Below are 12,851 nucleotides of genomic sequence, written 5' to 3'. Positions count from 1 at the left end.
CGGACGCCGTGGGCGTGGGGATGGGCTCCGGGTCGTTCGCACCGCTCATACCGGCCCACCCTACGCGCCGGTCTTTCACGGATCCCGGCCGCCACCCGACCATTCGGTATGGCCGGAAATGTTGGCGGTGTGATTCACGGGTCCTCAACCGGGATGATCTTGCTCGTAGCGCCCATTTGGGCGCCCAAATGGGCGCTACGAGCAAGATCACGCGGGACAGGCCCGAGTCGGTGAACCTAGGGGGTCACCGCATTAGGCTGGCCGGGTGCTGACTCGGCTTCGACGTAACACGTGGGTGCGCCTCACCCTGCTACTGGTGGTGTGCGCCTGCGCGGGCGTGGCCGTGCACGCGAACTGGAATCAGGCGCGCGAGGCCGTGGCCGAACTCCCCCTATGGGTACTGCCGACCGCCGTCCTGGCCGGGATGCTGGGGTTGGCCGCGCAGATGCTGGCCTGGCGTTCGCTCCTGGCCGGGCTGGGTTCACCACTGCCACGTACGGTGGCCGCACGCGTGATGTTCGTCGGTCAGCTCGGCAAGTACCTGCCGGGTTCGGTGTGGGCCTTCGTCGCCCAGGTGGAACTGGCCCGGGACTGGAACGTGCCCCGCTCACGTGGTGCGGCGGCCACCCTGGTGGCGATCGCGGTGACGGTGGCGGTGAGTCTGGCTGTGGCGGCGGTGGCGCTGCCACTGTCATCGGCGGAGGCGGCCCGCCGCTGGTGGTGGGCGCTGGCCGCCGCCCCGGTGTTGCTCGCCTGCCTGCACCCACGGGTGTTGGGGTGGGGCATCGGGCTGGCCGCACGGCCCTTCGCCCGCTTCCGAGAGGTGGCCGAGGCCGGTCCACTGCGGATCAGCGGGGGCGCCGTGGCCGCCTCGGTGGGGTGGACCCTGGTGGCGTGGGTGCCCTTGGGCGCGCACGTGTGGCTTCTGACCTGGGGGGTGGGTGGGAACGCCCTGGCCTCGATCGGTCCGGCGGTGGGCGCCTACGCGCTGGCCTGGACCCTGGGTCTGCTGGTGGTGTTCGCCCCGGCCGGGCTCGGGGTGCGCGAGGTGGTGTTGGTGGTCGCGCTGGCCCCGGTGGTGGACGCGGGCGCGGCCCTGGTGGTGGCGGTGTTGTCCCGCCTGGTGATGACCGTGGCGGATGTGGGCTGGGCGGGTCTGTCGCTGTTGTTGTCCCGCTCCTCGATCCGACCAGCCGCGCACGACCCGGCCTGACCGGGTCGAGTCCCGTCACCGTCGCACACCCTCACCCTCCTTGTGCCAGTTAATGAAGTTCATGCTCTTGTGCCCCACTTACAGGTCGTCGCAGTCGAAGGCCGCTGGAGAAGTCGACCCGGTCGACTCAATGGCATGAGCAGGGCCCATGGCGAGGGGCGGGCCATCCACGTGCCGAGGATGAAGCAGCTGCTCCTTCCGTGCATCAGCGTTCGGGTCCGCAGGCCGGGTCCTCTGAGCCGATCTCGGCCTCCGTCCGGCCCGGTTCCCATGATCGGGGTAGTAGGACTCCACGTGGTTCTCCCTGGTCGATGGCTGCCCGAAGCGTGTCAGGGCAATCCCCTGACGCATCAAGAAAGATGACCTCCCCACCAACGAACTCAGCCCCGGTGAAGTCCACCTCCGCCTCGGTGAAGCGAGCCTGGAAGAAGGACACGTCCGCCCCGGTGAAGCGAGCCTGGAAGAAGCCCACCGCCCCGCCGGCGAACTCAGCAGTGCCGAAGTAGGCCTCCCCGTCGGCGAGTTCGGCTCCAGTGAAACCCACCTCCGCCCCGGTGAAGCGCGCCTGGAAGAAGTTCACCTCCCCGCCGGTGAAGCGAACCTCAGCGAAGTCCACCCGCCCGCCTGCAAGTTCGGCTCCAGCGAAGTCCACCTCCCCACTAGCGAACTCGGCTCCGGCGAAGTCCACCTCCCCACCAGCAAACTCGATGTCCGTGAAGTCCACGTTGCCACCGGTCAGGCGAGCCTGAGAGAAGACAACATGCCCGTCGGTGAAGCGAGCTTTGGTGAAGTCCACCCGCCCGCCGGCGAACTCGGCCTTGGTGAAGTCCACCTGCCCACCGGCAATCTCGGCCTTGGTGAAGTCCACCCGCCCGCCAGTGACGCGGGCCTGGGAGAAGTCCACATGCCCGCCGACGAAGCGAGCCTCGGGGAAGTCCAGACCACCATCGGCGATCTCGGTTTCGCTAAAAAGAACCTGGCTACCTGTGAACTCCGACTCGAAAAAGGACACCATCGTGCCCTTGAACACGCTGTCGAGGAAAAAGACCTTTCCGCCGGTGAATCGGGTCTTCCAGAAGAGCACCTCGCCCCCGGTGAAGTGGACATCCGTGAAGAGCGCATCCCCGCCGGTGAACTCGGCCTCGGTGAAGTCCACGAACCCGCCGGTGAAGTGGGCCCTACGCAGGTCGCAGCCGTCGAAGACGACACCGGTGAAGTCGTAGTCCTTACCGCGCCAGCGGGTGGGGCCGCGCAGTCGCTGGCCGATGATGCGGAGGATGGTGTGGCGCACCTCGCGCGAGGCGGCGAACTCCAGCTCACGCTCGCGGTGCTCCTCCCTCCGTGCCGTGGAGGCGTTCTTGGCCGGTGCCCGAGGGGCCGAGGTATAGGGCATGCGCAGGTAGGCGCACAACACGTCGATGACCATCTGCACCAGATCCTCACGCCCCTCGGGGGCCTCATCGGCCAGCCGGGCCAGGGCGTGCACGCCGGCCAGTCGCACTGCGGCGTGGTCACTGCCGAGCTTGTCGCTGGCGCTGTCGAAGGTGTCGGTGAACAGCTTCGCGACCTCACGTGCGGCTGCCTGTTCGGCGCGTTCGGCATCGGCTTCGGTCGTGCGCTGACGTCGGTAGTGGATCGCCAGCAGCGCGACACCGCCCAGGCCGGCAACGATGGCGAAGGACCGGGTCGCGATCGCGTCCAAGGCGCGCGGGGGCAGAACGGCGGGAACGTCGAGTCCAGGGGTGCCCAGGATGAGCCAGACAAGCAGCACCATCGCTGCCACTGCCCCGATGGCCACCGCCCATGCGGCGAGGATCAGCCACCACAGCCGGACCGAGGCCGACTGTTGGGGGCGGATGAGCACCGCGGCGATCCCCAGTGCGGCCACCAGGCCCGTACCAAGAAGGATGCTCCTGAGGGGCAGGCCTGGAGGAAACAGGCCCAGCAGGAAGGTGAACAGGGGCCAAGAGGTAGCGGCAAGGGCGGGCAGCGCCACGGCGGCCAAGGCGATGCCGACCCACTGTCGGGGGGTGGGTGAACGCATGGCGGTCACGGTAGACCGCCCGGCGCCGGGGCGAGCTCGGGTTGCCGATTCCGGCCAACATCGGGTGCCGACAACGAACGTGGCAACAGGCGCGAACCGCTCAGTGGGCGAAGGCGCCGGGCCTGGCGCGGTCTTGGTCGGACAGTTCCGACCAAGACCGCACTCTTTGACGGTTTGGGGGTGATGATCGGGGGCCGCTCAGGCCATGGCCGGAACGCGGGGGCTGCCGAGGTTCCGGGCCCAGGGCCGTATGGCGGGCCGGTCGGTGTGCGGCCACAGTTTCAGGAGGAGTTCGTCCACGTCGCGGGCTTCGACCAGGCCGGAGGGGGTGGCGATCCAGAACGACTGGGTGGCCTCACCGAAATAGATGAGCAGGTGGCGGTTTCGGGCTTGGGCCTGGGCGGCCTGGGCGTGTTCGCGGGAGAACTCGGAGCGGTGTCCACCCAGGCGGGGCAGGGTGCGGGCGCGCTGGGTCCGGCAGGTGCGATGGTCACAGGACGCACAGACCGGACCGGTGGTGGGGGCCGAACGCGGCGGGGCCGGGGTGAAGGTCGTGCCGCTGGTGTGGGTGGGGCGAGTGTCCACGGGGCGACGCGGCGCGGGGATAGGGTGGTTCATCAGATCCTCGTTTTCCTTACAAATGAACTGGTTTGGTTGTTCGGGGGTTCAGGGCCCGGAAGAGCGTTGGCGCGCTCTCCTGGGCCCGTCTCATGTCATCGACGTGACAGAGCGTGGAGTTCAGTTGAGGGCGGCGGTGTTCCATCCGCTGCGGGTCAGGTCGTAGGCCAGGTACAGCCACACGGTGCGGTACTCGGCGTTGCCGTTGTCGCCCCATGAGGTGGCCAAGGCGTCGATCATCGCCAAACCGCGCCCGGACTCGGCTCCCAGGTTCAGCCCGTCCGGGGCCGGGACGAGGCGGGTGTTGCGGGTGTGTAGTCCGCCCCGGTCGTGGCAGCTCAGGTGGAGTCCTTCCTTGTCGCGGTGCACCCGCAGGGTGTAGTTGCCACCCGGGAGTCCGGAGAGACTGTGCCGGAGCGCGTTATTGGCCAGCTCGCTGCCCAGCAGGGTGAACAGGTAGCGGTAGTCGCCCGTTTCGGTGGCCGCGCACGTGTCCAGGAACGCGCGGACCAGGGGCATCAGGGCGGGGACTCCAGCGAAGTCGTAGCTGCGCGCTCGGTAGTTGGGGCGCTCGGGCAGGCCGGAGAAGTAGTGGCGTTGGAAGGGCCGGATGAAGCTGGCCAACGGCACCGTGGCCTCGCCCTGAACCGGGACGGGGACAGGGCCAGGGGCGGGCGCGAAGGCGTTTTCGGGCATGACGAACACACTCCTTGACATGGGTCACCGGACTTCAAAGCGTCGGCTCTACGGACACGAAACCTCCGCACCATCCGCCCTGTGTTGCTCAGCGGACAACCGGCGCCTCAGACTCTTGAGAGTCATGATTGATTTTCAATATAGAATCTCAAACAGCTTCCCGCCAGCGATTCACCAACCTGGCCATCCAGGTTTCTCGAAGCTTCCACACCGGGCAGCCGACCCAACTAACGTTCGAACGGCTGACTTCAGACAGACAGGGTGGTGCAAATGGGATCAAGTCCGACAGTGTGGCGACGTTGGCTTGCCCACGAGCTAAAACGTCTCAGGGTGGAGGCCGGACTCAGCCGCAAAGACGTCGCCGCGGAGCTTCGCTGCACCCAAGGGAAGCTGCACTACATCGAGACCGCAGTGGTCCCACCACGCGCCCGGGACCTGGAAGAAATCCTCTTCGACCTCTACCAGATTCCCGAGGAACGCCGTGATCACTACCTTCAAGCAGCTCGCAACGCGCGCAAACGAGGCTGGTGGGAGAAGCAGGACGACAGCGTCACCCTGCCGAAATGGTTCTCTTTGTACCTCGGTCTTGAGCAAGGTGCCTCAGAGATCTATACCTGGGAGACTCAGCTGATCCCGGGCCTACTTCAGACCAGGGAGTACGCATACACCGTTATCAACGGGGCGATCGCGGAACAGGGCTCTGACGAAGTCGAGAAGTTGGTCGACGTGCGCATAGCCAGGCAGAACATCCTGTCTGGGGAAGAGGCCATCCGACTCTGGGCTGTCATCGACGAGACAACTCTTCTCCGCGAGGTCGGAGGTCGATCAGTCATGCATGATCAGATTGACCACATCCTCAACTTGAGTTCCCATCCACGCATCACCATCCAGCTCTTGCCACAACCAAGTGGAACTCACGCTGGCATGCTGGGAAGCTTCTCCATCCTAGGGTTCCCAGCTTCCACGGATCCTGGTCTCATCTACCTCGAATACCGCACTGGAGCGATGTACCTTGAGCAACCCTCAGAGATCAAGAACCATCAGATAGCTTTCGAACACCTTCGGATGGCCGCGCTCAAACCTGAACCCTCACGTTCAAGGATGAAGGAGATCATGGAGAACCTGCGATGAATCAAGAATCGCTGGAGTTGAACTGGCATAAAAGCAGCTATAGCGGTGAGACAGGTGGAAACTGCGTGGAGGTAGCGCACATCCCCACCAGCTTCCGGAAGAGCAGCCACAGCGGTGCCGGCGAAGACTGCGTCGAGGTCGCCGAACTCCCCAGAGGCGCGGCCATCCGTGACTCGAAGCACCCCGATGCCGGACACTTCCCCTTCCCCGTCTCCGAATGGACCGGCTTCCTCAGAAGCGCTCTCCGCTAACCGACCCCGGCCAGAACCCCGCCTGCGGTGGGCCCTCACCCACCGCAGGTGTCTCCCACACGACTGACTCTTGAGGACTTCCAACTCGGGCCCCGGGCCGCTGTCCGCTCCCGGGCTCCAACTGAGAGCGCCGAACGCGGGACGGGGAGGCAACGGCCTCCCCTCCGTGGTCAGGCTCCTAGGAGACGGGCGGTGTAGTCCTTCCAGAACGGGGCGGCCTCCACCGGGCGCACGCCCGCGCGCAGACGCTCGGGAACCCCCGGGCGGTAGAAGTCGGCCAAAGCCCGAGCCAGGTCGGTGACGTCGCCGGGTTCGCACAGCATCCCGTCCACCCCCTCGCGCACGTGGTCGGCGAGGGCCCCCGCCCGGGTGGCGATCACCGGTAGACCGTGCTCGTGGGCCAGCCACACGTTCTGACTGGCGGTGGCGGAACGGTACGGCAACACCATGGCGTCGGCGGCGGCGAACAACTCGGGGAGTTCCTCGGCGGGCACGTAGCCCTCGCGGAAGCGCACCCGATCGGCCACCCCGAGACGACGGGCCAACGCGGTCAGGTCGGCGGATCCTCCCCAGAACTCTCCGGCCACGGTCAGGGTGACGTCGTCGGGAGCGCCCTCGGCCAGCGCCCGCAGCAACACGTCCACGCCCTTGTAGGGGCGCACGATCCCGAGGAAGAGCAGGTGGCGCCGCTCCCCCGGCTCCGGCGCGGAACGCGCGCCGGTGTCGGGCAGGTGCGGGGGCATCGGCGCGACCACCGGCCGACGACGCTCGGAACCGAGCAGCCCTTCGGCCAGGCGGGCCTGTTCGGTCGAGTGGGTGAGCACCCCATCGGCGCGGCGCAGCAGGGCGCGGACCAGGGAGACGTCCACGGCACGGCGTTCGTGCGGCAGGACGTTGTGGCACAGGACCACCACACGGGTTCGCTCGGCTCCTCGGCTCGGTCGAGCCGAGCGCAGTCCGGCCAGGATCCCCAGGTAGGCGGGGACCTGGACCGGTGAGAACAGGGTGAGCACCACCAGGCCCTCGGTGCGGGCCAGCCGCCGACCCGTCGCGAACCAACCGTCGGGCCGGTACCAGGCGAGGTCGTGCCGGGTGTCGGGGAAGGGCTCGCCCTCGGGGTCGGCGACGGTCTGTTCACCCGGGTACAGGGCGGCCGGATACTGGGCCAGCCAGGACTGGATCCGGACCCGGTGCCCCTGGGCGGCCAGGCGGTGGGCGAGTTCGGTGGTGTGCCGGGCGCCACCGCCCTTGTACGGGTGGGCGGGCCCCACGAGCGCGATCCGTCTCACGAATGCTCCCTGGAGCGCACGATGAGGTCGGCCAGCAGCGCGATGGCCGTGAGGAGCAGCCCCGTCATGAGGATGAAGACCGTGTTGCTCGGCAGGTAGAACAGGTTCCGCACCTGGTCGAAGACCAGCTTGGCGGCGCCGATGCCCAACAGCCACAGGGCGGGCGGCATCAGGACCTTGAGCGGGTTGAAGTACATGACCATGCGCAGCACCTGGAGGATGTACCGGTAGGCGTCGCTCACGAAGTGGAACTTGGAGGTTCCGGCGCGCTTGGCGTACTCGATGGGCACGTACCTGATCTGGTGCTGGTTGGACAGGAACGCCAGCGTGATCGTGGTGACGCAGGAGAACCCGGGCGGCAGCAGACGCAGGTAGGGGCGGGCCACGTCCCGGCGGAACACCCGGAGCCCGGAGTTGAGGTCGGGGATGGGGGTGTTGGTGAGGCGTTCGGCGATCTTGCGGATCACCCACTTGGCGGGGACCCGCAGCGCCTTGTGGGTGCCCATCTCCTGGGTGCGCGCGCCGACGACCTGGTCGATCTCGGGGTCGGCTTCGAGCATGGCCACCAGTTCGGGGATGCGCTCGTTGGGGTAGGTCATGTCCGCGTCGGTCCACACCACGAACTCGCCCCGGGCCCGTTGGCTGCCGATCCGTCTCACGGTGCCGGCGCCTCCGTTGTGTCCGAAGGCGACCACCCGCGTGTGCGGGAAGAGGTGTTCGACCTCGCGCAGGCGGTCCAGGGTGCCGTCGGCGGAGGCGTCGTCCACGGCGAGCAGTTCGTACCCGTACCCGGAGGCGTCCATGGCCGAGCAGATCCGCTTGACCTCGTCGACGACGTGGTCCTCCTCGTTGAAACAGGGCAGGACGATCGTGACCCGGACGGGAGGTTCGTCGGCGCGCTCGCGCGGTTGTTCGGTGTCGGCGTGACTCATCGTGTTCTTCTCGACGGAGCGGGTTTGTCGGAAACGGCGGGCGACGGTTCGGAGCACCGCCGTGGGGACTCGAAAAGTCTCATCCAGGGGGTTCCGGAACGACCGTCCAGACACTGCCGCGGAAATCCCAGGAACCGGTGGGGGGTTCCATGAGCGTACTCGGGTCCATGTCGGCGACGACGTAGAAGTCGCGTTCGGCCTCGTCGGCGTCGGTGACCTCGTCCAGTTGGTTCCACTCCGGCGCGGCGAGCACGGGGGTGCGGTCCCGTTCGTAGACGGCGCCCACCACCCGGTCCACCGATTCCTCGTCGGGCGCGTCCATGGCCGCGGTGGGCGCCCCGCACACGTTGCGGAGCAACGGCATGTAGGCGCCCGCCATCCCCGAGTCCACCACGATGACCGAGGCGTCCCGCGGTAGTGACGCGCACAGGCGTTCGGTCGCCGCGACCGTTCCGATGTCCTGCCGGTACCCCATGATCCCGGCGGCGGAGGTGACCAGGGTGGGGCCGAGCATGGCGACGGCCGCCCCCGCGGCCACCACCGCCGGAAGCGAGCGGGCGAGCGGGCCGCCGTGGCCGTACCGGACGGACCGTTCGCAGTAGCGGGTGAGCCAGGCCAGGAACCACAGCGCGAAAAGGATGAAGGCCGGGATGACCAGCACGATCAGCCGACGACTGGCCCAGGGGTGGTCCGGTGTGATGGCCGGACGCAGCAGGGTCGTGGCGACCGTCCACACGAGCAGCATCGCGGGCAACAACCACTGTGTGTCGCGACGGAGCGTGAGTCGGCGCAGCACCAGGGCGACCCCGAGGGCCGCGAACATCACGGTGCCCAGCCCCACGTACCAGCCCACCCAGTACAGGCTCATGTCGTAGTAGGTGCGACTGCCCTCGATCGGCAGCCCCTCCGTCTGTTGGACCGCCGCGACCCACTGGTCGGTGAAGTCGCTGCCGTGGCCGTAGTCCGGCCACAGCAACGGGCGGATCGCGAAACCCACCATGACGAGGATCGCGAGCAGGCCGACCGCGTTCGGCAGCCACCGGACCCGTTCGGTGTGCGGCAGTCCGTACCGCCAGAGCGCGGCGGTGAGGACGACGGTGATGAAGATGACGACCGAGCTGATGAGCAGCAGCGGGTTCATCGAATCCGACAGGTACTCCAGGTAGGGCAGCGAGTAGCCGTACCCCGCGACCAACCCGTAGACCACGCCCACGACGAGCCCGCCGAGCAGGGGCAGGGCCTGACCGCGCCGGGCCACCAGGAACAGTCCGACGAACCCGATCACCGGCAACAGGTCGCGGATGGCGTCGATGCGCACCAACACCCCGAGACCGAGCACCACCCCGGCGATCGCGGCGAGCGTGTGGCCCGCTCCCCACCCGTCGGTGAGGGCGCGTCTTCGGCTCAGGGCGTCGAACGCGATGATCAGGCCGCCCAGAAGCAGGATCTGGGCGAGCGGCTCGCTGTAGGTGAACCTGCTGACCCACTGTTGGGGCAGGCAGACCGCCAGCACCAGCGCGGCCAGGGGCGCCCAACGCGCCCCGACCAGGCGGGCGGTGAGCCCGGCGAAGGTGAGGACCCCGAGCGCGCCGAGGATGGGGGTGGCGACGAGCATGCCGTCGAGCCCGCCCAGCCAGTAGCCGATCGACAGCACCAGGGGGGCGCCCGCCATGAACTGTGGCCAGATGACGTCGTCGCGCTCGTAATGGGCCAGGCTCCGGTAGTTGAGCGCCGGATCGTCACCGGCTATGAGTTCGCGCTGCTGCGGGATGGGCAGGAACCCGTTCTCCGCGATCCACGACGTGTACATGGCGTAGGAGGCGGGATCACGGCGAATGACCAACGCCTCGGCGTGGTAGGCGATCTGGACCACGGCGAAGGCGACCGTGATGAGCAGCACCGCCACCACCGGCCACCACGAGAGGTGGTCCTCGTCGAGGTCGGGGATCAGGCGGGGCGACAGCGCGCAGGCCACCAACACCGCGGGCGCCCCCAGAAGGAGCCCGAGCAGCGGAGTGAACCAGCCCGCGACCAGCAAGGGGAAGGCTACGAGGAGCCAGGCCGAGAGGGCGATCGCGGGGAGCGCGGTCACACGGGCGAGGAACCGTCCGGGAAGCAAGCGCATGGGGCAACTCTGGCACTTCCGGCACCGGTACGCACACCGGCACCGCCCGCACGCCCTCTTCCCGACGGGGCCGTGGCACCGGCCACGGTCGTCCTCCGCTCCCCCGGGGCTCCTACCATGAGGGCCATGTCCGATTCTCCCGCGCCGCTGTGGCGCGCTCTCGTCTCAGCCGATCCCGCCCGCCCGTTCGTGACCTCCTACGACGATCTCGGGGACCGGGTGGAACTGTCCCGGGCCACCCTGGACAACTGGGTCTCCAAGACCTCGAACATGCTGGTGGACGGCTTCGGCACCCAGCCCGGCGACCGGGTTGCGGTGGCTCTGCCGCCGCACTGGCAGTCGTTGGCGTGGCTGCTGTCCTGCTGGTCGGTGGGCGCGTCCGCGGTACTGGACGGTTCGGGTGACGTGGCCCCGAACACCGAGGTGTCGGTGGCCGGCCCCGACCGGCTGACGGCGGCTCAGGACAGCGGCGCGGAGGAGGTCGTGGGCACCTCCCTCGATTCCTTGGGGATGCCACTCAAGGAGGTGCCCGCGATGGTCACCGACTACACCGTGGAGGTCCGCGGGCACGGCGACCACTTCCAGCCCTATCCCGTCGACGCCGGCGAGACCGCGCTGGAGGTGGGCGAGCGCGCGCTGACCGGCGCCGAGGTGGTTGCCGCCGGCCGGGCCCGTGCCGAGGCCTGGGGGCTGGCCGAGGGCGACCGGCTGGCCGTGGTGGTCGCCTCCGACGCCCCGTTGACGGCCCTGGGCGAGGACCTGTCGGTGCTCACCGCCGCGATCGTCTCCGGTGTTCCGCTGGTGTTGACCCCCGCCCCGGCCGCCGGCGAGGAGGAGCGATTCCTCAAGCGGTTGGGGACCGAACGGGTGAGCGTGGTGTACGGATGGGTTCCCGAGGGCGACGCGCCCTTCCGACGGGTGGACTGAGCGGACGACTCCGAGGGTTCACACCACGAGGTCATGGTCGGGGTCTCGGCCCTTGGCGCGTTCGCGGTCGCCGCGTTCCTTGTCGGCACGGGCGGCCTCACGGGCCGCCCGTTCCTCGCGGGCGATCCGCTCCATCTCGGCGCGGTACTGATCGGCGGCCTGGGCGCTGTGGTCGGGGTGCATGGGGTTCTCCGGGGGTTCACCGGCCGGGGGCCGTTCCCCCGGCTGATCCCAGACTCGGTCTAAGGACCCCCGCGGCACATCGGAAGACCTCATCGAAGCGCGAGGCCGCGGCCCCCTTAGACGGGTCGGCCGCGGCCTCGCGGATGCCTCAGATCGCCCGTTCCCTCCTTAGACGAAGGAGCGCGCGGCGCGGGTGACGCCGGTGCTCAGGGCTCCCGGTAGTAGGGGTCCAGGGCGATGCCCTCGCGACGTTCCCGGTCGTAGGTGTACACCTGGCGACCGCTCACGAACACGCGCAGGGCACGGCTCATGATGTCGAGCGGGTCGCCGGACCAGACCACCACGTCGGCGTCCAGGCCGGGCTTGAGGGAACCCACACGGTCGTCCAGGCCCATGATCTCGGCGGGGTTGATGGTCAGGGCGCGGATCGCGGAGTCGCGGTCCATCCCCTCCTTCACGCACAGGATCGCCTGGTAGACGAGGAACTCCACCGGGATGACCGGGGCGTCGGTGGTGAGGGCGACCTTGACGCCGGCACGGTCCAGGATGCCGGGGTTGGCCAGGGTCCGATTGCCGACCTCCACCTTGGAACGGGAGGTCATCAGCGGGCCGGTGATGACGGGGATGTCGCGCGCGGCGATCTCGTCGGCCAGCAGGTGGCCCTCGGTGCAGTGGTTGATGATGAGCCGGTAGCCGAACTCGTCCGCCAGACGCATCGCGGTGTGCATGTCGTCGGCGCGGTGCACGTGCTGGCACCAGGGCACTTCGCCGTCCAGCACCTGGACCAGGGTCTCCAACGTGTTGTCACGGTCGAAGGGCTTGCCCTCCTCGGTGGCGTGGTCCCGCTTGACCTTGTAGTCCTGGGCCTTGGTGAAGGCGTCGCGGATGACCGCGGCCACACCCTGCCGGGTGGAGGGGAGTGAGTCCTTGTTGCCGTAGACGCGCTTGGGGTTCTCGCCCAGGGCACTCTTGACGCTGACGGGTTCCTTGAGCAGACGGTCCTCGACGCTGCGACCCCACATCTTGATGGCGACGGTGCGGCCGCCGATGGGGTTACCCGAGCCGGGCTTGATCACGGAGCTGGTGACACCGCCCGACAGCGCGTCGACGAACCCCTGGTCGGCGGGGTTGATGGCGTCGATGGCACGCATGCGGGCGCCGTTGGGGTCGGTCATCTCGTTGGTGTCGTCACCGGCCCAGCCGATGGTCTCCTCGTGGATGCCGACATGCCCGTGCGCCTCGACGAAGCCGGGCAGGACCCACTGGCCCGCGGCGTCGACGACCTCGGCCCCCTCGGGGACGGCGATCTCGTCCGCCGTCCCCACCGCGGTGATGCGACCGTCGGAGATCAGGACCGTCCCGCCCTCGATGGGGTCCCCCGCGACGGGCACGACGTATCCGGAAGTGATAGCGATATCCATGGCCGGCAACCTAGCCCATGC

At 68.4% G+C, this 12,851-nt stretch carries 12 protein-coding genes; 4 read left to right on the top strand and 8 right to left on the bottom strand.

Annotation, left to right across the window (positions count from 1 at the left end; genetic code table 11):
* Positions 1-265 precede the first annotated feature (265 nt).
* Entirely contained in the window at positions 266-1,213 is a 948-nt protein-coding gene (locus tag ACWGSK_RS04960; RefSeq protein ID WP_452455253.1) for a lysylphosphatidylglycerol synthase domain-containing protein, read from the top strand.
* Between the two features lie 205 nt (positions 1,214-1,418).
* Here the strand turns inward: ACWGSK_RS04960 and ACWGSK_RS04955 are convergent, their stop codons facing one another.
* The 3 genes from ACWGSK_RS04955 to ACWGSK_RS04945 form a co-directional block, all read right to left on the bottom strand.
* Positions 1,419-3,257, bottom strand: coding sequence for a pentapeptide repeat-containing protein (locus ACWGSK_RS04955; protein ID WP_358503375.1), 1,839 nt, complete (start codon positions 3,255-3,257; stop codon positions 1,419-1,421).
* Between the two features lie 198 nt (positions 3,258-3,455).
* Positions 3,456-3,875: a hypothetical protein gene (locus ACWGSK_RS04950; RefSeq protein WP_358503378.1), complete on the bottom strand. Its 420-nt coding sequence runs from the start codon at positions 3,873-3,875 to the stop codon at positions 3,456-3,458.
* A gap of 120 nt (positions 3,876-3,995) precedes the next feature.
* Positions 3,996-4,571 (bottom strand): ATP-binding protein, encoded by a 576-nt coding sequence (locus ACWGSK_RS04945; RefSeq protein ID WP_358503381.1) that lies wholly within the window; start codon positions 4,569-4,571, stop codon positions 3,996-3,998.
* A gap of 270 nt (positions 4,572-4,841) precedes the next feature.
* Here ACWGSK_RS04945 and ACWGSK_RS04940 point away from each other — a divergent pair, with 270 nt between their 5' ends.
* Together ACWGSK_RS04940 and ACWGSK_RS04935 are read left to right on the top strand one after the other, a co-directional pair.
* Entirely contained in the window at positions 4,842-5,702 is an 861-nt protein-coding gene (locus ACWGSK_RS04940) for a helix-turn-helix domain-containing protein (RefSeq protein ID WP_452455252.1), read from the top strand.
* A complete protein-coding gene (locus ACWGSK_RS04935) occupies positions 5,699-5,953 on the top strand; it encodes a DUF397 domain-containing protein (RefSeq protein ID WP_358503386.1) in 255 nt (84 codons plus the stop codon). The genes ACWGSK_RS04940 and ACWGSK_RS04935 overlap by 4 nt, the downstream gene beginning before the upstream one ends.
* 170 nt (positions 5,954-6,123) lie before the next feature.
* On the opposite strand, the gene ACWGSK_RS04930 is transcribed toward ACWGSK_RS04935, so the two are convergent.
* From ACWGSK_RS04930 to ACWGSK_RS04920, 3 genes are all read right to left on the bottom strand, one after another.
* Positions 6,124-7,242 (bottom strand): glycosyltransferase family 4 protein, encoded by a 1,119-nt coding sequence (locus tag ACWGSK_RS04930; protein ID WP_452455251.1) that lies wholly within the window; start codon positions 7,240-7,242, stop codon positions 6,124-6,126.
* A complete protein-coding gene (locus ACWGSK_RS04925) occupies positions 7,239-8,174 on the bottom strand; it encodes a glycosyltransferase family 2 protein (protein WP_452455250.1) in 936 nt (311 codons plus the stop codon). The genes ACWGSK_RS04930 and ACWGSK_RS04925 overlap by 4 nt, the downstream gene beginning before the upstream one ends.
* Before the next feature lie 79 nt (positions 8,175-8,253).
* Positions 8,254-10,299 (bottom strand): hypothetical protein, encoded by a 2,046-nt coding sequence (locus ACWGSK_RS04920; protein WP_452455249.1) that lies wholly within the window; start codon positions 10,297-10,299, stop codon positions 8,254-8,256.
* A gap of 126 nt (positions 10,300-10,425) precedes the next feature.
* On the opposite strand from ACWGSK_RS04920, the gene ACWGSK_RS04915 reads away from it, so the two are divergent.
* Positions 10,426-11,226: a TIGR03089 family protein gene (locus ACWGSK_RS04915; protein WP_358503397.1), complete on the top strand. Its 801-nt coding sequence runs from the start codon at positions 10,426-10,428 to the stop codon at positions 11,224-11,226.
* Positions 11,227-11,244: 18 nt separating this feature from the next.
* Here ACWGSK_RS04915 and ACWGSK_RS04910 read toward each other — a convergent pair whose 3' ends face one another.
* Positions 11,245-11,409 carry a hypothetical protein gene (locus ACWGSK_RS04910; RefSeq protein ID WP_358503400.1) on the bottom strand — a complete coding sequence of 55 codons (165 nt, stop codon included), beginning with the start codon at positions 11,407-11,409 and terminating at the stop codon, positions 11,245-11,247.
* A gap of 206 nt (positions 11,410-11,615) precedes the next feature.
* Positions 11,616-12,830, bottom strand: a complete 1,215-nt coding sequence (locus ACWGSK_RS04905; protein WP_452455248.1) for an amidohydrolase — start codon at positions 12,828-12,830, stop codon at positions 11,616-11,618.
* Between the last annotated feature and the right edge of the window lie 21 nt (positions 12,831-12,851).

The organism is Nocardiopsis sp. NPDC055551, from assembly GCF_053619415.1.
Note: the sequence above shows the minus strand (reverse complement) of the source record. Positions and strands in the feature narration are given on the sequence as shown.